Origin of the sequence: Zunongwangia endophytica, from assembly GCF_030409505.1 — a bacterium.
In the GTDB taxonomy this organism is placed as follows: domain Bacteria; phylum Bacteroidota; class Bacteroidia; order Flavobacteriales; family Flavobacteriaceae; genus Zunongwangia; species Zunongwangia endophytica.
In genome coordinates this window covers 3,835,543-3,853,746 of record NZ_JAUFPZ010000002.1, presented here as the reverse complement: position 1 = coordinate 3,853,746, position 18,204 = coordinate 3,835,543, and the positions used below count along the sequence as shown (strand labels likewise).

18 protein-coding genes are annotated in these 18,204 nt (G+C 34.9%); 15 read left to right on the top strand and 3 right to left on the bottom strand.

Going from position 1 to position 18,204, the window contains the following annotated elements; genetic code table 11:
- Nucleotides 1-36 precede the first annotated feature (36 nt).
- Genes lipA through QWY91_RS16860 form a run of 3 tightly spaced genes read left to right on the top strand, consistent with a single transcriptional unit; the run spans nucleotide 37 to nucleotide 4,192 of the window.
- Nucleotides 37-915, top strand: coding sequence for a lipoyl synthase (lipA, locus tag QWY91_RS16870; RefSeq protein WP_290236672.1), 879 nt, complete (start codon nucleotides 37-39; stop codon nucleotides 913-915).
- 4 nt (nucleotides 916-919) lie between these two features.
- On the top strand, nucleotides 920-1,921 hold the full coding sequence (gene gap, locus QWY91_RS16865) for a type I glyceraldehyde-3-phosphate dehydrogenase (protein ID WP_290236671.1): 1,002 nt from the start codon (nucleotides 920-922) through the stop codon (nucleotides 1,919-1,921).
- Nucleotides 1,922-1,963: 42 nt separating this feature from the next.
- Entirely contained in the window at nucleotides 1,964-4,192 is a 2,229-nt protein-coding gene (locus tag QWY91_RS16860) for an ATP-binding protein (protein ID WP_290236670.1), read from the top strand.
- A gap of 48 nt (nucleotides 4,193-4,240) precedes the next feature.
- Here QWY91_RS16860 and lpxK read toward each other — a convergent pair whose 3' ends face one another.
- Nucleotides 4,241-5,242 carry a tetraacyldisaccharide 4'-kinase gene (lpxK, locus tag QWY91_RS16855; RefSeq protein WP_290236669.1) on the bottom strand — a complete coding sequence of 334 codons (1,002 nt, stop codon included), beginning with the start codon at nucleotides 5,240-5,242 and terminating at the stop codon, nucleotides 4,241-4,243.
- A 183-nt stretch (nucleotides 5,243-5,425) separates the two neighbouring features.
- Between lpxK and QWY91_RS16850 the strand changes: the two genes are divergently transcribed.
- The 5 genes from QWY91_RS16850 (at nucleotide 5,426) to QWY91_RS16830 (ending at nucleotide 10,396) form a co-directional block, all read left to right on the top strand.
- Nucleotides 5,426-6,520, top strand: a complete 1,095-nt coding sequence (locus QWY91_RS16850; RefSeq protein ID WP_290236668.1) for a Nif3-like dinuclear metal center hexameric protein — start codon at nucleotides 5,426-5,428, stop codon at nucleotides 6,518-6,520.
- A 2-nt stretch (nucleotides 6,521-6,522) separates the two neighbouring features.
- Nucleotides 6,523-7,302 carry a zinc ribbon domain-containing protein gene (locus QWY91_RS16845; RefSeq protein WP_290236667.1) on the top strand — a complete coding sequence of 260 codons (780 nt, stop codon included), beginning with the start codon at nucleotides 6,523-6,525 and terminating at the stop codon, nucleotides 7,300-7,302.
- 167 nt (nucleotides 7,303-7,469) lie between these two features.
- Nucleotides 7,470-8,042: a hypothetical protein gene (locus tag QWY91_RS16840; protein WP_290236666.1), complete on the top strand. Its 573-nt coding sequence runs from the start codon at nucleotides 7,470-7,472 to the stop codon at nucleotides 8,040-8,042.
- Between the two features lie 7 nt (nucleotides 8,043-8,049).
- A complete protein-coding gene (gene msrA / locus QWY91_RS16835) occupies nucleotides 8,050-8,712 on the top strand; it encodes a peptide-methionine (S)-S-oxide reductase MsrA (protein ID WP_290236665.1) in 663 nt (220 codons plus the stop codon).
- A gap of 193 nt (nucleotides 8,713-8,905) precedes the next feature.
- Nucleotides 8,906-10,396, top strand: a complete 1,491-nt coding sequence (locus QWY91_RS16830; RefSeq protein ID WP_290236664.1) for a potassium/proton antiporter — start codon at nucleotides 8,906-8,908, stop codon at nucleotides 10,394-10,396.
- 2 nt (nucleotides 10,397-10,398) lie between these two features.
- On the opposite strand, the gene QWY91_RS16825 is transcribed toward QWY91_RS16830, so the two are convergent.
- A complete protein-coding gene (locus tag QWY91_RS16825; protein WP_353958654.1) occupies nucleotides 10,399-11,754 on the bottom strand; it encodes an FAD-dependent oxidoreductase in 1,356 nt (451 codons plus the stop codon).
- A 254-nt stretch (nucleotides 11,755-12,008) separates the two neighbouring features.
- On the opposite strand from QWY91_RS16825, the gene QWY91_RS16820 reads away from it, so the two are divergent.
- The 7 genes from QWY91_RS16820 to QWY91_RS16790 all read left to right on the top strand — a co-directional run bounded on the left by QWY91_RS16820 (nucleotide 12,009) and on the right by QWY91_RS16790 (nucleotide 17,130).
- Nucleotides 12,009-12,254: a hypothetical protein gene (locus tag QWY91_RS16820; RefSeq protein WP_290236663.1), complete on the top strand. Its 246-nt coding sequence runs from the start codon at nucleotides 12,009-12,011 to the stop codon at nucleotides 12,252-12,254.
- Between the two features lie 110 nt (nucleotides 12,255-12,364).
- On the top strand, nucleotides 12,365-13,021 hold the full coding sequence (locus tag QWY91_RS16815; protein WP_290236662.1) for a flavin reductase family protein: 657 nt from the start codon (nucleotides 12,365-12,367) through the stop codon (nucleotides 13,019-13,021).
- Nucleotides 13,018-13,161 (top strand): DUF2256 domain-containing protein, encoded by a 144-nt coding sequence (locus QWY91_RS16810; protein ID WP_290236661.1) that lies wholly within the window; start codon nucleotides 13,018-13,020, stop codon nucleotides 13,159-13,161. The genes QWY91_RS16815 and QWY91_RS16810 overlap by 4 nt, the downstream gene beginning before the upstream one ends.
- Nucleotides 13,162-13,163: 2 nt before the next feature.
- Nucleotides 13,164-14,453: a DASH family cryptochrome gene (locus QWY91_RS16805; RefSeq protein WP_290236660.1), complete on the top strand. Its 1,290-nt coding sequence runs from the start codon at nucleotides 13,164-13,166 to the stop codon at nucleotides 14,451-14,453.
- Nucleotides 14,438-15,985, top strand: coding sequence for a cryptochrome/photolyase family protein (locus tag QWY91_RS16800; protein WP_290236659.1), 1,548 nt, complete (start codon nucleotides 14,438-14,440; stop codon nucleotides 15,983-15,985). Before QWY91_RS16805 ends, QWY91_RS16800 begins: the two co-directional genes overlap by 16 nt.
- Nucleotides 15,986-16,148: 163 nt before the next feature.
- Complete coding sequence (locus tag QWY91_RS16795) at nucleotides 16,149-16,304, top strand: lmo0937 family membrane protein (protein WP_290236658.1); 156 nt, start codon at nucleotides 16,149-16,151, stop codon at nucleotides 16,302-16,304.
- 127 nt (nucleotides 16,305-16,431) lie between these two features.
- The gene (locus tag QWY91_RS16790) at nucleotides 16,432-17,130 is read left to right on the top strand and encodes a hypothetical protein (RefSeq protein ID WP_290236657.1); all 699 of its coding nucleotides are present in this window, start codon (nucleotides 16,432-16,434) and stop codon (nucleotides 17,128-17,130) included.
- Between the two features lie 81 nt (nucleotides 17,131-17,211).
- Here QWY91_RS16790 and QWY91_RS16785 read toward each other — a convergent pair whose 3' ends face one another.
- Nucleotides 17,212-18,192: a leucine-rich repeat domain-containing protein gene (locus QWY91_RS16785; protein ID WP_290236656.1), complete on the bottom strand. Its 981-nt coding sequence runs from the start codon at nucleotides 18,190-18,192 to the stop codon at nucleotides 17,212-17,214.
- Between the last annotated feature and the right edge of the window lie 12 nt (nucleotides 18,193-18,204).

The window sequence follows — 18,204 nt, the reverse complement described above, 5'->3', positions numbered from 1 at the left end:
ATAGAATATTGTATCTTTGAATAAGAGATTTTTGCTATGAGTACAGAAACACTTACACCTTCAAAAACAACACCTAAAGGAAAACCAAAATGGCTTCGTGTGAAGCTTCCTACAGGTAAAAAATATACCGAATTACGTAGTCTTGTAGACAAATACGATCTACATACAATTTGTACATCGGGAAGTTGCCCAAACATGGGTGAGTGTTGGAGCGAAGGAACAGCTACTTTTATGATATTGGGTAATATTTGTACTCGATCTTGTGGATTTTGTGGCGTAAAAACCGGCAGACCAGAAACGGTAGATTGGGATGAGCCAGAAAAAGTAGCACGTTCTATAAAATTAATGCAAATTAAGCATGCGGTAGTTACAAGTGTAGACCGTGATGACTTAAAAGATATGGGATCGATCATTTGGGCAGAAACCGTGAAAGCGATTCGCCGAATGAATCCTGAAACTACACTGGAAACTCTGATTCCAGATTTTCAGGGAAATACCAGAAATATCGATCGTATTATAGAAGTCGCTCCTGAAGTTGTTTCTCACAACATGGAGACTGTACGTCGCCTAACACGTGAAGTTAGAATCCAGGCAAAATACGATCGCTCTTTAGAAGTGTTGCGTTATTTAAAAGATCAAGGTATTAATCGTACAAAATCGGGTATTATGCTTGGTCTTGGCGAAACTGAAGAAGAAGTAATCCAAACACTACACGATCTAAAAGATGCAAATGTAGATGTAGTTACCATTGGCCAATATTTACAGCCAAGTAAACGTCACTTGCCCGTAAAGCAATTTATCACTCCAGATCAATTTAAAAAATACGAAGCTATTGGACTAGATCTTGGATTTAGACATGTAGAAAGTAGCGCTCTGGTAAGATCTTCTTATAAAGCCCAAAAGCACATCAACTAAGACAATGCCTAAAATCATTAATCTTGGAATTAACGGTTTTGGCCGCATTGGCCGAAATTTGTTCAGATTACTTATTGATAATCCTCAGATAAATGTTGTTGCGATCAATGATTTAGCTGATGCTAAAACACTGGCGCATCTTCTTAAATACGATAGTATACATGGTATTTTTGATGCTGAAATAACTACGGAAGGAAATACTTTAATTGTAAACGGAAAAAAGACGGCTGTTTTTAACCAAGATCATCCTTCCAAAATCGATTGGAACACTACTGAAACGGATATAGTAGTTGAAGCTACCGGGAAATTTAAAACACGCCCTGAGCTTGAAAATCACCTTAGCGGAAGTGTAAAAAAAGTCGTTTTATCGGTACCGCCACAGGACGAATCAATCAAAATGATTGTCTTAGGTGTCAATGAGCATATTTTAGATGGTAGTGAAGATATTATCTCTAATGCTTCTTGTACTACCAACAATGCTGCACCAATGCTGAAGTTAATCCATGAGCATTTTAAAGTGGAGCAAGCGTACATAACAACTGTGCATTCATTTACTTCAGACCAAAGCTTACATGATCAACCACATCGAGATTTGCGACGAAGTAGAGCGGCAACCCAATCTATAATTCCTACCACTACAGGTGCTGCAAAGGCATTAACAGGTATTTTTCCAGATCTAAGCGATGTTATTGGCGGCTGCGGAATTAGAGTTCCCGTGCCTAATGGCTCTTTAACAGATATGACTATCAATGTCACTAAAGCAACTTCCATAAAAGAAGTTAATAGTATTTTCAAAAAAGCTTCAGAAACCACATTAAAAGGGATTTTAAGTTTTACAGAAGATCCTATTGTTTCTAAAGATATTTCTGGGAATACACATTCCTGTATTTTTGATGCAGAAATGACTTCCGTAATTGACGGAAAACTAATAAAGCTTATTGGATGGTATGATAATGAAATCGGATATTCTAGTAGGTTGATAGATTTAATTTCTTCTTTCTATTAATTTCATTATATTTAGCAGCAATTTTTAGCAGTTAGCTGTAGAATGGATAAGTTGAAGCTTACGTATTTCCTGCTATTTTCGTGCTTTATAGTTTTTTCTTCTAATGCCCAAAAAATTCAAAATAGAGAAGAAATCACCCATCAAATTGATAGTTTATTAGAAAAAGCAGAAGTTTCTGTAAATAAATACCAGTTTGATAAAGCCACTGATGAACTTAACCGATCATTAAAATTAGCTCAGGACATCAATCACAAGAGGTATACTGCTTTAGCTAGCAGCATAACCTCTAAACTTGAATATATACTTCATGATTATAGCGACGCCATAGTTTCACTTAACAGAGCTATTGACATACAAAGAGAAACTATAGATGAAACCGGTCTTGCTTATAGCTACCTTAGCCTTTCCAAAATATTAACAGCTCAAAACAATAGACAGGGAGCTTTTGATTATTTAAACCTTTCTGAAAAGCATTATAACAAATCGAATAACCAGAATTTAGAAAGATATCTTTCTTTACTAAATCTTCAAAGAGGAATAATTGCCCTCAACCTGGATCAAGTCCCAAACGAAGCTTTTAAATATTTGAAAAAAGCCAGTAAAAGTATAGATCCAGAGATTTCCTCTTATGAGTATAGCCGATTATATTACTATTTAGCGAAAACAGAATTAGCTCGAAAAAACGCGACTGAAGCTGATAAATACGCTAATTTAAGCTTGGATGCCGCTAAGAAAAATGATTTTAACGGCATGGTAATGAGCAACTACAATCTTCTTAGCAGCATTTACGAAGAGCAGGACAACGAATCTGAAGCGCTTAGTTATCTCAAATTAGGCAATAAGGAGAGGGATCAACTTTTTAAACTCAACTCGAAAACATTAGGCAAAGAATCCTATACCGCTTATGGCAATGATGTGTTAAAAAGTGAAATCAAAGAATTATCTGAAAAGAGAAAGGAAAATGAAAGATCTTTAAAAGTTAATAAACTGACTACCATTTTAAGTGTAGCTTTAATTACTATATTATCTTTACTTACCTTATCTCTATATAAAAACAATAATCTTAGAGCAAGAGCAAACGGATTATTGCAAAAGAAAAATCGTGAACTTACCCTTGCTAAAGAGAATGCGGAACGTGCAACTAAAGCTAAAGCTCAGTTTTTAAGTACAATTACCCACGAGCTTCGAACGCCGCTCTATGCGGTTACCGGACTCACGCACCTTTTACTGGAAGAGAATCCTACTCCCAACCAAAAGGAACATCTAAATTCACTAAAATTTTCAGGCGAATATCTATTAAGCCTTATAAACAATATTCTGGATCTCAACAAATTAGAAGCCAATAAGGTTGAAATCCTCTACTCTGATTTTGATCTAAGAAAAAGAATTTCAGATGTGTTAGTAGCACTAAAAAATTCGGCCGACGATAAAAATATCGACATTCATTTTGATTTTGATACGTCTATTCCGCAGAAATTAAAAGGTGACCCACTTAAGCTATCACAAATTTTAATTAACCTTATCGGCAATTCCATTAAGTTTACTGAAGATGGAGACATCTGGATAAACGTTTCTCAAGTTAGAGAAAGTAAAGACGATGTACATTTGCGCTTCGAAATTAAGGATAATGGTGAAGGGATTTCGCGAGAAAAACAAGAGACCATTTTTGAAAACTTTATACAAGGATCTACGCAAATTAACCGTAAATTTGGTGGTACCGGCTTAGGTTTATCTATTGTTAAGAATCTTCTTAATTTAATGGGAAGTAAAATAAACTTAGAAAGTGAGCTTGGCGAAGGCTCTAAATTTTGGTTTGATCTGAAATTTTTAGTAATCGAATCTGCTCCACACGCCGAAGGAAACCAACTAGATCTTACAGAAATTAATAGCGATTCTTTAGTTGGTAAAGAAATCCTTGTAGTAGAGGATAACAAGATTAATCAAATGATTACCAAAAAGATCTTAGAGAAAAGAAATGCGGTATGTGAAGTTGCAGACAACGGCACCAAAGCTGTCGAACTCGTTAAAGACTCTAATTTCAATTTAGTTTTGATGGACATTCATATGCCGGGCATAAGCGGGATTGAAGCTACAAAACAAATTAGAAAATTTAATTCTGAAATACCTATTATTGCTTTAACCGCGGTAACGCTAGATGACAATCTGGATGAATTTTATCTAAATGGTTTTAACGATATCATCCCGAAGCCTTATAAAACAGATGAATTTTATAGAAAAATAAACAAGCATCTTAAAATCAAAAAAGGCTAACACTTTATAGAAAATTCTATCTAAGAGCTAAACCCTAGCATTATATTTTTAGGCTTTTGATTCGGTGATAAACTTGTTGATTCGTTTTAAAAAAGATTGCTCATTTTCAACAAAATCGGTTTCTATAGGTAAATAAAATAATTGCGTGTTTACTTTATCTTTTAAACGCATATAATCCTTTTCGGTAGTCAAAATACAATCTTTGGTGTTTAAGGAAGCTATTTCAGCATCGCTAAAATTATGATGATCCGGAAACTTAAGATGTTCAAAATTCGCATTTTTAGTTTTCAGAAAAGAAATAAAAGGTTCTGGTTTGGCTATACCAGTAACTACCGAATAGTTATTGGACAACTTATCAAATAAAAATTCATTTGCACCGTCAGAAATTTTTTCAGCATATTTTATAGTTGAAAAATACAATTCCTGATATTGCTTAATTTGAAGTTTAAATCTAATATGCTCTCGCTCTTTTAACGTAATCGATTTTGGGCATTTAGTGACTACAATTACCTGAGCACGATCTGCACCCGAATAGGTTTCTCTAAGATTTCCTGTTGGCAGCATAAAATCATTCGCGTATAAATCGCCATACGCCGTAAGTAGAATATTGAATCCTGCTTTTACTTTGCGATGCTGAAAGGCATCGTCTAAAAGTACAATTTCAGCATTTTCTTTTCTAAGCTCAGCAATTCCATTTCTACGATCGGCATCAACGGCAACCTTAACTTCTGGAAATTTAGTTTTGAATTGCAAAGGTTCGTCTCCGGTTTCTATTGCTTGCTCATTTCCATTCAATAATAAAAACCCTTCAGTAGATCTTTTATAGCCTCTGCTTAAAACCGCAATATTTTTGTAATTCAACTTCCGAAGTAAATATTCTATCATCGGTGATTTTCCTGTTCCGCCGGCACTAAGATTCCCCACACAGATCACCGGGAAATCGTACGACGTACTTTTTAGTATTCGAGCATCAAAAAATTTATTCCTAAACCAAACAATTACTCCGTAAACAAGAGCAAAAGGAAAGAGTAATTTTCGTAGTAAATTCATATTAGCCAGGCTATAATATTTATCTTTGACATCTAATTTTAGCGATTATTGCATTAAATAAAACTTGATTATTTACCAATCTACTGCTGATAAATTAATCAAATTTGATATATTAATTTCATCGCGCACTTTTCGCTAAAGGATCTTTAAAAACACCTAAAAAGGTTTTCAAAACTTAAAAATATGATTATTCAGGATATCATAAAAGAAATTGAAGCATTTGCTCCGTTAAATTATGCTGAGGATTTCGACAATGTCGGCCTCTTAGTAGGCGATAAAAATGCGGAAGCCACCGGAGCTCTAATAACCTTAGATACTCTTGAAGCTACTGTAGACGAAGCCATCTCTAATAATTGCAATCTTATTGTAAGTTTCCACCCTATCATATTTTCCGGACTTAAAAAAATTACCGGAAAAAATTATGTAGAGCGAGTAGTTCTAAAAGCCATTAAAAATGATATTGCTATTTATGCAATACATACGGCCTTAGACAACCAACACAAGGGAGTTAACGATATGATTTGCGAGAAAATTGGCCTTGTAAATCGTCAAATCTTAATTCCCAGAAAACAAAGTATCAAAAAACTGCTCACCTATGTTCCTATTAAAGATGCGGAAAAAGTGCGGGAGGCCCTATTTGAAGCTGGTGGCGGTAGCATAGGGAATTATGATCATTGCAGTTTTAATGTAAAAGGAGAAGGAAGCTTTAAAGGAAATGAATCTTCGAATCCCGTTATTGGCGAACGAGGCACTATTCATTATGGAGAAGAAACGCAAATAGGAATTACATTTCCGGCACATCTAGAGGGTAAAATCTTGAATGCCATGTTTTTAGCTCATCCTTATGAAGAAGTAGCGTACGAAATTTATACGCTAGAAAACACCAATCAACACCTTGGTATGGGAATGATTGGAGAACTGAAAGAATCTCAAGACGAAAAAACCTTTCTAAAATCTGTAAAATCGACATTTAAGGCGGGATGTGTAAGACATTCGGCTTTATTAGAAAAACCAATTAAAAAGGTTGCCGTGTTGGGCGGAAGCGGTAGCTTTGCGATCGAAAACGCTAAGAGTGCGGGTGCAGATGTCTACATCACGGCAGATTTAAAATATCATGATTTTTATAAGGCCGAGAATAGCATCATTTTAGCCGATATTGGACACTATGAAAGTGAACAATTTACAAAAAATTTACTATATTCTTTTTTAACGAAAAAATTTAGTAATTTTGCACTTATTTTAGCAGAGACAAATAGCAATCCTATCAAGTATATTTAAGTATGGCAAAGAAAAATGATCTTACTGTAGAAGAGAAGTTAAGAGCTTTATACGATCTTCAGTTGGTAGATTCCAGAATTGATGAAATTCGAAACGTGCGAGGCGAACTTCCTTTAGAGGTAGAGGATTTAGAAGATGAGGTAGCCGGACTAAATAAACGTTTACAAAAATTAGACGATGATATCGATGTGATAAACGCCGATATCAAAAGCAAAAAGAATCTTATTGACGAGTCTAAAACGACCATCAAAAAATATTCTGAGCAACAAAAAAATGTTCGTAACAACAGAGAATTCAACGCTTTGAGTAAAGAAGTTGAATTTCAGGAATTGGAAATCGAACTTGCTGAGAAGCACATTAAAGAATACAAAGTTCAAATCGAACAAAAGAAACAGATTATCGAGCAAACTCAAGGTCGTCTTAAAGACCGTGAGGCACACTTAGAGCACAAAAAAGGAGAGCTTGATGCTATCTTGTCTGAAACAGAAAAAGAAGAGCAAGCCCTTATCGACAGATCTGAGCAATACGAAACAGAAATTGATACACGTTTAGTAAAAGCTTATAAACGTATTCGTACTAACGTGAAGAATGGATTAGCTATCGTACCTGTAGAGCGTGGTGCATCTGGAGGTTCTTACTTTACTATTCCACCACAGGTGATCATGGAAATCGCTGGTAGAAAGAAAATAATTACCGACGAGCATAGTGGTCGTATCTTGGTTGATGAAGAGCTAGCTAACGAAGAGAAAGAAAAAATGAATCAATTATTCCAAAGCATGTAATTGCTTAGAACGAATTAGATTAAATTTATATCGAAACTGCTTAAACGTAAAATTTATGTTTAAGCAGTTTTTTTATACAGTAAACTCAAGATCATTGATTAACAAGGTTTTCACAATAAAACATAGCTAAAAGCGTACCTTTATCCTGATAATCAGTACAAATTATAATGATAAAGAAACCAATTTTTATAGCACTACTATTGCTTGCATTTGCTTGTAAAAATGAAGACAAAAAAGATGCAGATATTGATTCAAATGAAGTTCCGGTTGAAAGCAATGAAAGAAATGTAGATGAAGAAAGCGATATTAATCGTTACGATAATATCGATAATCTTTCAGACTCCATAGATACTTCAAAAACTAATAGCACAGCGGGAGATATTTCAGGAAGATATAGTAAAGAAGGGAAAATGGATGAAGCTTGCAGCTGTTACTGCGTTGAAGTAAGCCTAACCGGAAATTCTGAATTCTGTCTTCAGCCAGATCAAATTTATATTAATGTGAGGTTCGAAAAAATGGGTAATGAATATCATGCCTTTTATGTAAGCCCATCTTCTAAAAACAAAAACAAAGATTTGCCCTGGGCAGATTTTTCTAAAGAAGATCCTATAGCGAAATTGAATCCCACCAATAATGGCCTAAAACTTGATTGGATAGGTTTTAAAATTGATGGAAAAATAGCATCAGATTACGCCATCTTCGGAAAAAAAACTTTAGAAGGTGATTTCAAAAAAATCTAATTACAATATGAAGCGATTATTTTTAACGACCATAAGTCTTATTTTTTTTGCCTGCGGAAATAACGCACAAAATAAAACAGTTACAAAACCTGAAATAGCGAATGCCGATCCTGTTGAAGTTCCAGCCGAAAACGGAATGGAAAAAGCCTATTTTGCCAGTGGTTGCTTTTGGTGTGTAGAAGCTGTTTACGAAAGTGTAAAAGGTGTTGAAGAGTCTATCTCTGGATACGCTGGTGGACATACCAAAAACCCAACCTACGAACAAAGCAATACCGGTAGAACCGGCCACGCCGAAAGTGTAGAAATCATTTACGATCCGAATGTCGTAAGCTTTGAAACTTTGGTGCGGGTATATTTTGGATCTCAAAATCCTACACAGGTAAACGGACAGGGACCTGATCGCGGGTCTCAATATCGCTCGATAATATTTTATCAAAATCAAGAGCAGAAGCAAACTATAGAAAAAGTAAAAGCTGAAGTTGCTAAAGATTATAATAAACCGATCGCAGCCGAAGTTTTACCATTTCAGAAATTCTGGGTAGCAGAAGATTACCATCAGGATTACGAAAGGAATCATCTTGAAAATCCATACATCCGCAGTGTTTCGATACCAAGAATTAATAAATTTAAGAAAAAATTTCCTGAATTATTAAAAGAAAACGCTCATTAAATAAGAGATATTTTATAAAAAAGCTACCCGAAATTATACAATTTCGGGTAGCTTTTTTTATTAGAAATCTTAAGATTCAAGTTTTATTTCTAATTAAACATTTAAGCATGTTGGTTATCCTACAAGGATCCGACTATTTACGCCTGCATAATCGAGTAAAAGTGTATTTTAGCATTAAAATTTTAGCTACCCCATGAGCATTACGATCGAGAACATTCTCTTGGTAGGTTCACTCCTACTTTTTATCAGCATACTTGCTGGTAAAACTTCGTATCGATTTGGTGTTCCCACATTAGTATTATTCCTTTCTGTGGGCATTTTAGCAGGTAGTGAAGGTTTGGGAGGTATTTATTTTAATGATCCTGAGATTGCTCAATTTATAGGTATTGCTTCTTTAAATTTCATCTTATTCTCGGGGGGATTAGATACTAATTGGAAAAGTATTAAACCCGTTGTCTGGCAGGGAATATCATTATCCACTTTTGGCGTTTTATTTACAGCCCTTGGAGTCGGTACTTTTGTTTGGGCGATAACCGATTTTTCAATTTACGAAGGTTTGCTACTAGGTGCGATTGTTTCCTCTACAGATGCTGCTGCAGTATTCTCTATTTTAAGATCAAAAAATCTCGCCCTAAAATCCCATCTACGACCTACGCTAGAGCTAGAAAGTGGTAGTAACGATCCAATGGCTTATTTTCTAACCATAGCTTTTTTAGGGTTGGTTTTAAACCCCGAAGAAAGCATTTGGAGCATTATCCCGCTATTTATTCAGCAAATATTAATTGGTGGTTTATTAGGATTCATATTTGGCAAACTCTGTAAGGTTGTAATCAATAAGATAAAATTAGATTTCGACGGACTTTATCCGGTATTGGCCATTGCATTAATGTTTATCGTTTTTTCAACGACCAATTTCATGGGTGGTAACGGATTCCTGGCGGTGTATTTAAGTGGAGTTTACCTGGGGAATCAAAATCTTATCCGCAAGAAAACTATCATGCAAATGTTTGATGGTCTTGCGTGGTTAATGCAAATCGTTCTTTTCCTGACTTTAGGACTATTGGTTTATCCAAGCCAGATCGTTCCCGTAGTAGGAATTGGTATTGTAATTTCTTTATTTTTAATTTTCGTAGCACGACCGCTAGGCGTATTTATTAGCCTTTCTTTTTTCAAAATGAAGATGAGACGACGCTGGTATGTGAGTTGGGTAGGATTACGCGGTGCTGTTCCTATTGTTTTTGCAACTTATCCCCTTTTAGCAGGTGTAGATAATGCTAATTTTATTTTTAATATTGTTTTCTTTGTTTCCCTTAGCTCGGTGATCATTCAGGGGACAAGCCTCGCCATAGTTGCCAAATGGTTACACGTAGCTTTACCAAACAAAGTGAAACCTAAAAGCCAGGTAGAAAGTTTTTTATCTGAAGGTGCAAAATCTGTACTTCGAGAAATCCCCGTACCCGAAAAAAATCATGCTGTAGGAAAACGTATTGTTGATCTTGGATTTCCTAAGAAAGCCATTATAGCTATGATATCGAGACAAGAACAGTTTATCACTCCAAAAGGAACTACTGAAATTGAAGCTAACGATATTTTAATCGTTCTTAGCGAAGACGATCGTACGATGACTCAGGTTTACAATACGCTGGAACTAAAAAATGATCAAGCAGAAAGAATAGCTCTGTGAAACTAGGCCGGAATTTCTTCCCCAAGTAATTCCAGGATTTTATGTTCAACTTCAATAGTATCCCATTTTTCTTCAATTTTAGGAATATTCATAACCTCCTTCATTATTGCTTCCTGCTTATCTCCAGTTTTTAGCGCTTCAGCATAAGAGTGATTAGAAAAGGTTACTCTAGAATACAAAGGAACCCAGGATTCCGGGTGATTTTCAGCAAATTTCTTTTCAATTTTTTTCTGAAGTAAAAATTTAGCATCTGCCGTCTTACTACTCATCTCGATAAAATTACGGTAACTTAATTCCGCAATAGCATCAGCATTTGGTTTTCTGGAGATTTCATATTCTGAAAAGATTTTCTTCCAATCATCTCCATGCGCTTCCATCTTATCAAAAAGCACTGAAATATCTTCGAATCCGGCATTCATACCTTGTCCGTAAAACGGTACAATAGCATGAGCCGAATCGCCCACTAACGCCACCTTATCTCCGTAACGCCAGGGAAAACATTTTATCGTCACCATGGCACTGGTAGGATTAGCAAAGAAATCCTTCTTCAGATTAGAAATATCTTCTTTAATATCCGGGAAATATCGCTCAAAAAACGCATCAGCTTTCATTTCTGTATCTATACTTTCAAAAGAAACTTCGCCTTCAAAAGGCATAAATAAAGTACAGGTAAAGCTTCCGTTCAAATTAGGCATGGCGATAAGCATAAATTTTCCTCTGGGCCAAATATGAAAAGAGGAGTTATCTAATTTATGCGATCCATCACTATTAGCCGGAATGGTAAGTTCCTTATAACCTACGTCTATAAAATGCTGGGAATAATTAAAGCGGCTTTGTCGCTGCATTTTATGGCGAACTCTAGAAAAAGCACCATCGGCACCAAAAATAAGATCGAACTTATATTTATTCCAAGGTGTAGTTTCTGCATCGCCGGTATACAAGGTGGTTTGCTTCATATCGATATCCCACACTTTTTCTTCGAATTTGAAAACCGTGCCGGCCTCTTCAGCAAGGTCAATCATCTTTCGGTTTAAAATTCCGCGGGAAATAGAATAAATAGCTTCGCCGTCTTTACCATATTTTTGGAAATACAATGGCTTTTCGTTTACATGCATCGCTCTTTTATCCAAAGGCAGCGCTAATTTACGAACCTCATCTTCCAAACCTATCCTACGTAATGCATCCCAACCTCGGTTAGACATGGCTAGATTGATAGATCTACCAGAAAATTCGACTTTACGAACATCTGGACGCCGATCAAAAACTGTTACCTGGTGACCTGCTTTAATTAGATAAATTGCAAGCAATGAGCCTACAAGACCAGAGCCTACAATTGCGATATTTTTGGATTGTTGCATGAATTTCTTTGAAGTACCACATTTGTGTATTCCACGACAAATGCTGTTAGAACACAAAAATACAGATATTTTATTAAAGGGCCTTGCCTTTAATATTTCCGCAACATTTAAGACTAAATTACAGTTGATTTATTAGGGTAAATTGAAATTTTTAATTTCATAATCTTTCATTAAAACCATATTAAAGTTGGTTAATAGATAGATTTCGAACCGTTTTAAATTATAATTTTAAAGTCTATCTAAAATTAAAAATTATGGATCAAGCGAAAATTGATAATATGCGTTCGACTTTAACAAAACTCGAAGACATAAAAAATAGTCAAGAAAGTATTATCGATAAAATAAATCATGTAATTACCGATCTTTTTGAGCATCCAGACAAAGAACTGGAAAAAGCAATGGAAAGCGCGCACCAAAAATCATCTGATAATGTTGAAGCGGTATCTGAAGCGATGGAAGATTTTGAAATGAAAATAAATCAGCTGGAAAATCAGGGTTAATTTAAAAATCCATTAACAGCCGATATGAAATTGGATTAGTAAATTGAGGTCAGTTTTAAAAAACTGACCTCTTTTTTGTTTAAAATCACCACCTATAAAATAGTTTTGTCATGAAACATGTTAGCGCAAAAGAAATCGAGAGCATGGAAAAAATCTTTCGATTAAATCTTGTAAATAGTATCACCGGCTACAAAAGTGCCAATCTTATCGCCACTAAATCCAAGGACAAAGGAGTCAACGTTGCAGTTTTTAGTTCGATTACCCATTTGGGAAGCGATCCTGCTTTGCTGGGATTTATTACACGACCAGACACTGTCCCTAGAAATACCTACAAAAATATTAAAGACAATAAGTATTTTACGGTAAATCATATCCATCAAGACATGATCGCTAAAGCGCACCAGACTGCTGCGAAATATGATGAAGAAGTTTCTGAATTCACCAAAACGGGCTTACAAGAAGAATATTTAGATGGATTTTTTGCGCCTTACGTAAAACAATGTGCTGTTAAGATTGGATGCGAATATGTAAATGAATATAAAATCGAAGAAAACGGAACTGCACTAGTTGTTGGCGCAATTAAACATGTTTATTTTGATGAAAGTATCCAGACTCCAGATGGATGGTTACGATTAGAGGATGCAGGTACTGTTGCTATAAATGGTCTCGATGGTTACGCCCTGCCAACGCTTTTAGACAGATTTCATTATGCAAGACCAGGACAAGAAATTAAAAGCTTTTTTGATCAAAATAATAGTGAAGATTGAAGAATGTAAGCAAAGAAAATCTCCCACATAAGATTTGCCCTGTTTGCAATCGCCCATTTTCATGGCGAAAAAAATGGGCTAAAGATTGGGAAAATGTAGTGTATTGCAGTGAAAAATGTCGCAGAAATAAAGCAAAATAAACATGAGTACAGGATTAATCTGGTTTGAAAATAACCTGAGAATAAAAGATAACGAAGCTTTAGCTGAAGCTTGTAAAAGTCATGATCGCACAATTGCTATTTATTGCTTTGATCCCAGAAAATTTGAAATTACCAAATATGGTTTTCCAAAAACCGGAAAATTTAGAGCAAAATTTTTACTTGAAAGTATTACGCAACTTCAGCAGAATCTTGAAAAACTAAATATTAGCCTTCTCATCTTTCAGAAAAAGCCAGAAGATATTATTCCTGAAATTGTCGAAAATCATAAAGTTGAGGTAATTTATTTTCAGAAAGAATGGACTTCCGAAGAAAAAGAAGTTATCGAAGCGGTAAGAAATAAACTTCCTAATACCGAATTTCGATCTTTTTATAGTCAGTTTTTATTTCATCCTGAAGATATACCCTACGAGGATTTTAGTAAGATCCCGAAAGTGTATACTGAGTTTCGGAAAAAATGCGAGAAACAGGTTGATGTTAGAGATGAAATTGAAATTCCGCAGCAAAAATCTGAAAACAATCTTTTAGAAAACACTTCAGAAATCCCGAATCTTAGTGATCTGGGACTTGAAGAATTTCAGCAGGACTCTAGAACTGCATTTCCTTTTGAAGGTGGCGAAGACGAAGCGTGGAAAAGAATTCAGGAGTATTTTTGGAATACTAAAAACCTTTCAGCATATAAACAAACTCGAAACGGACTGCTGGGTAAAGACTATAGTTCTAAACTTTCTGCCTGGTTGGCAAACGGAAGTATTTCCGCAGTAAGTATTTATCACGAGGTAAAGAAATTTGAGAAAGAAGTCACTAAAAATCAAGATACCTATTGGTTGATCTTTGAGCTTATTTGGAGAGATTTTTTCAAATATATTTCGCTAAAACATGGGAATTCCATTTTTAAACTTGGAGGTATTTTAGACAAAAAATTAGAATGGAATTTCGACAATATCGCTTTAGAAAAATGGATGGAAGGTAAAACTAAAGAAGCTTTTGTAGATGCCAATATGAAAGAAATTGCCGCCACCGGATTTATGAGTAATCGTGGTCGGCAAAATGTAAATAGCTATTGGGCGAAACAATTAAAACAGGATTGGCGTGCGGGAGCGGCTTATTTTGAAAGTATGTTGATTGATTACGATGTGCATAGCAATTGGGGAAATTGGATGTACAATAGCGGTGTTGGGAACGATCCTCGCGATAGAAAATTTAATATTAAATCTCAAGCAGATCGTTACGATCCAAACAAAGAACATCAGGATACATGGCTGCAACATTAAAAAGACTACGATTAATTTTAGGCGATCAGTTAAATCATCAACACAGCTGGTTTAAAGAAGAGCAGGAAAACACTACTTATGTTTTTATGGAAATGCGCCAAGAAACAGATTATACAGTGCATCATATCCAGAAAATAGTGGGTTTCTTTTTAGCGATGCGCAATTTTGCTGAATATCTTAGAGAACGTGATCACGATGTTATTTACTATCATATTAACGATAACGGTAATCAGCAAGACTTAGCGAAAAACATCGAGCGACTTATTGCTGAAAAAGATATCGAACAGTTCGAATATCAATTACCAGATGAATATCGACTTGATGAACAGTTGAAGGAAATCTGCGAGTCACTTTCTATAGATTCTGAAGTTTACAATACCGAGCATTTTCTAACCAAACGAAACGATCTCGAAAACTTTTATAAAGGTAAAAAGCAGATGACGATGGAATATTTTTACCGCGATATGCGGAAGAAATATGATATCATGATGGCTACCAGGAACGATCCCGAAGGCGGAAAATGGAACTTTGATAAGTCGAACCGTAAGAAATGGAAAGGCTCTCCCGAAATTCCGCATGAACGTGGTTTTAGAAAAGATATTTCGGCTTTGCTAGAAGAAATCGAAGAAGCCGAAATCAAAACGATGGGAAACATCAACGGGAAAAGCTTCAACTGGCCAACGTCTAGAGAAGATAGTTTGTCGGTGCTTAATTATTTCTGCAAAAATCTACTGGTTCATTTTGGGGATTTTCAAGATGCGTTGCATACCGATAAAGCTTATCTTTTTCACTCTCGGCTTTCGTTCTGCATGAATACAAAAATGCTAAGTCCAAAAGAGGTTATCGATTCGGTTGTTGGATATTATTATGATCATACCGAAGAAATTGATATTTCCCAGGTTGAAGGTTTTGTTAGGCAAATATTAGGTTGGCGCGAATATATGCGAGGCATTTATTGGTTAAAAATGCCTGGATATCGCAGAAGTAATAAGCTAGACAATCAGAATAAATTACCCGATTTTTACTGGGATGGCAATACAAAGATGAATTGCTTGCATCATGCAGTAACGCAGAGTTTAGATAATGCATACGCGCACCATATTCAGCGTTTAATGATTACCGGAAATTATGCTTTACTCACGCAATGCCACCCCGATGAAGTTGACGCCTGGTATTTGGGAATTTATATTGATGCGATTGAATGGGTAGAAATTACGAATACTCGAGGTATGAGCCAGTTTGCCGATGGCGGAATTGTGGCTACAAAACCTTATGTTTCTAGCGGAAGCTATATTAATAAGATGAGTAACTATTGCAAAAGTTGCCATTACAGCGTAAGCAAAAAAACCGAAGAAGATGCCTGCCCTTTTAATAGCCTGTACTGGAATTTTCTGGATGACAAAAAAGAGTACTTCAAAGACAATCAGCGAATGAATATGATGATGAGTTTATTAGAAAAAAAATCGCCTGAAGAATTAAGCAATATCAAGGAACGCGCTTCTAAAATTATTAAAAACCCATCACTATTTTAACATACGAGTTAATTACGAGTTAAATAGTTTTAGCCATTTCAGCTTTTATCTAAATTAGCCTCAACTAACTGTTGAGAAAGCATTTATATGCTTACTGACCGACCAAAAAATTAAACTAACAATTAACTAACGTGGTGTTCATACCACTAAAAAACCGACTGAAATGAGAGATTTAATTTGGCTAATTATTGTGTTACTAGTTATAGGATGGCTTATAGGTTATTTTGCATTTCCAGATTTAGGAAGCATCATACATATCCTAATTGTTATTGCTGTAATCTTGATATTGTATAAACTACTCACAGGACGTAAGTTATAATTAAATTGCTTTTATAAAATTTCACAAACCTCTTGATCTTCAAGAGGTTTTGTTATTTATAGCGCTAATTAATTAGTACCCATTATAAATTGTTTTGTAACTTTATGACTACGCTAAAATTTTAAAGATGAAAAAAACTATTCTACCCTTTCTATTTGCACTAAGTATCATCGCCTGTAAAAACACCGAAAATGATACTTCTTCTTCTGAAATGAATACTGAAACCGAAGTAAATGCTTCGGAAGAAAAAGACGGCATCGGCAATACTATCGCTATGGCAAATGGCTTAGATAAATTTGAAGAAGCTGAGGAAATTGAATTTACCTTTAATGTAAAAATTCAGGATTCACTAAGAAGTTCTCGGCATTGGAAATGGAATACAAAATCTAATGAAATTAGCTTAACTGAAGGGGACGAAACAACAAGTTACACCAAAACCGACTCGATTCCAGAAGATAAGAAATCTATAGATTCAAAATTCATCAATGATTCTTACTGGTTATTATTTCCATATCAATTAGTATGGAGCGATGCTAATCTTACTGAAGAAAAAGAAGTTGCTGCGCCAATTAGCGGTGATACGCTTACAAAATTAGAAGTTGCTTATAATTCTGCTGGTGGTTACACTCCTGGCGATACTTATGATATTTATTATGGAAAAGATCATATGATCAAAGAATGGGTTTATAAAGCCTCTGGTGGCGACCGAGAAATGGCTACAACATGGGAAGATTACGAAACTTTCAAAAATATACCAATCGCAAAAATGCACAAATCTGAAGACGGAAGTTTTCAACTATACTTTACTGATATTTCAGTAAAATAAACTTCATTTTTTATAGAATATTAAAGCCAGAACATGACTCTAAAAGTAATGTTCTGGCTTATTATTTTAGTGTGATTCAGTCTATAACTCTTTCCAGTCTGGAGATCTAAAATCTTCTTCAACTATAGTTTTAAAAAGTTGAATTTCTTCCGAAGCTATTTTATGATTACCACCAATTAGCAATAATTTTATTTTTTTTAGTTCTTTCAGGTTAAGGATGCTCTCAATATTGTTATCTGCAATTCCCAATTCCTCTAGATTTTTCAACTGCTCTAATCCGGTTACATTTTTAATTCCTGTATGCCATAAGTACAATATTCTAAGCTGAATCAAACTCGATATTTCATTTGTACTATTTATTAAATTATCTGAAGCCACAAAACTTGTGAGATTTGCAAAAGACCTCAAAAAAGATAACTCATTTATCGAATTAGAAGAAACATCTAACTGCTGTAATTTGGGATGTATTTCCTCACATATTAAATTCGATATATAATTGTTAGATATATCCAAACTCCTTAATCGCTGCATCGACTTTATTCTAACCTCTCCCTCTATTTTATTATCTGAAATATTAAGATGTCGCAGCCGATCATGAGAGTGAAAATCATTAAAACCCTCTATATTATTACTGCTCAAATTAAGAGTAGTAAGAAACTCGCACCTACTCAAATACTCAGCATCTTCAATAAAATTATTACTTAAATCTAACCATGTAATTTTATGTTTAGCTGTAAAGCTTTCTGCGTTTGAAATTTGATTATTACTAATATTTAATGCAGGTAAACTCTTCAGTTTTTTTAGCGGTGTTATTTCCTTTATTAAATTATTTTCCAAGAAAACCCCGGTAAGATTTGACAATTCTGATAGTGGAGAAATATCTTTAATGCTATTTCGCCCCAGTTTTACCTTGCGTAAATTCGAAAGGTATTGTATCCCGTCCAAATTTTCAATTCTCTTATCTCTAGCGTTCAGTTCTATGATAGATTCTAAATCGTTAGCCTTAGTATTAGCAATAACCGCTTTAAGACTTTCATCCTTTATTTTTGATAAATCTTTCATAGTATGTGTTTC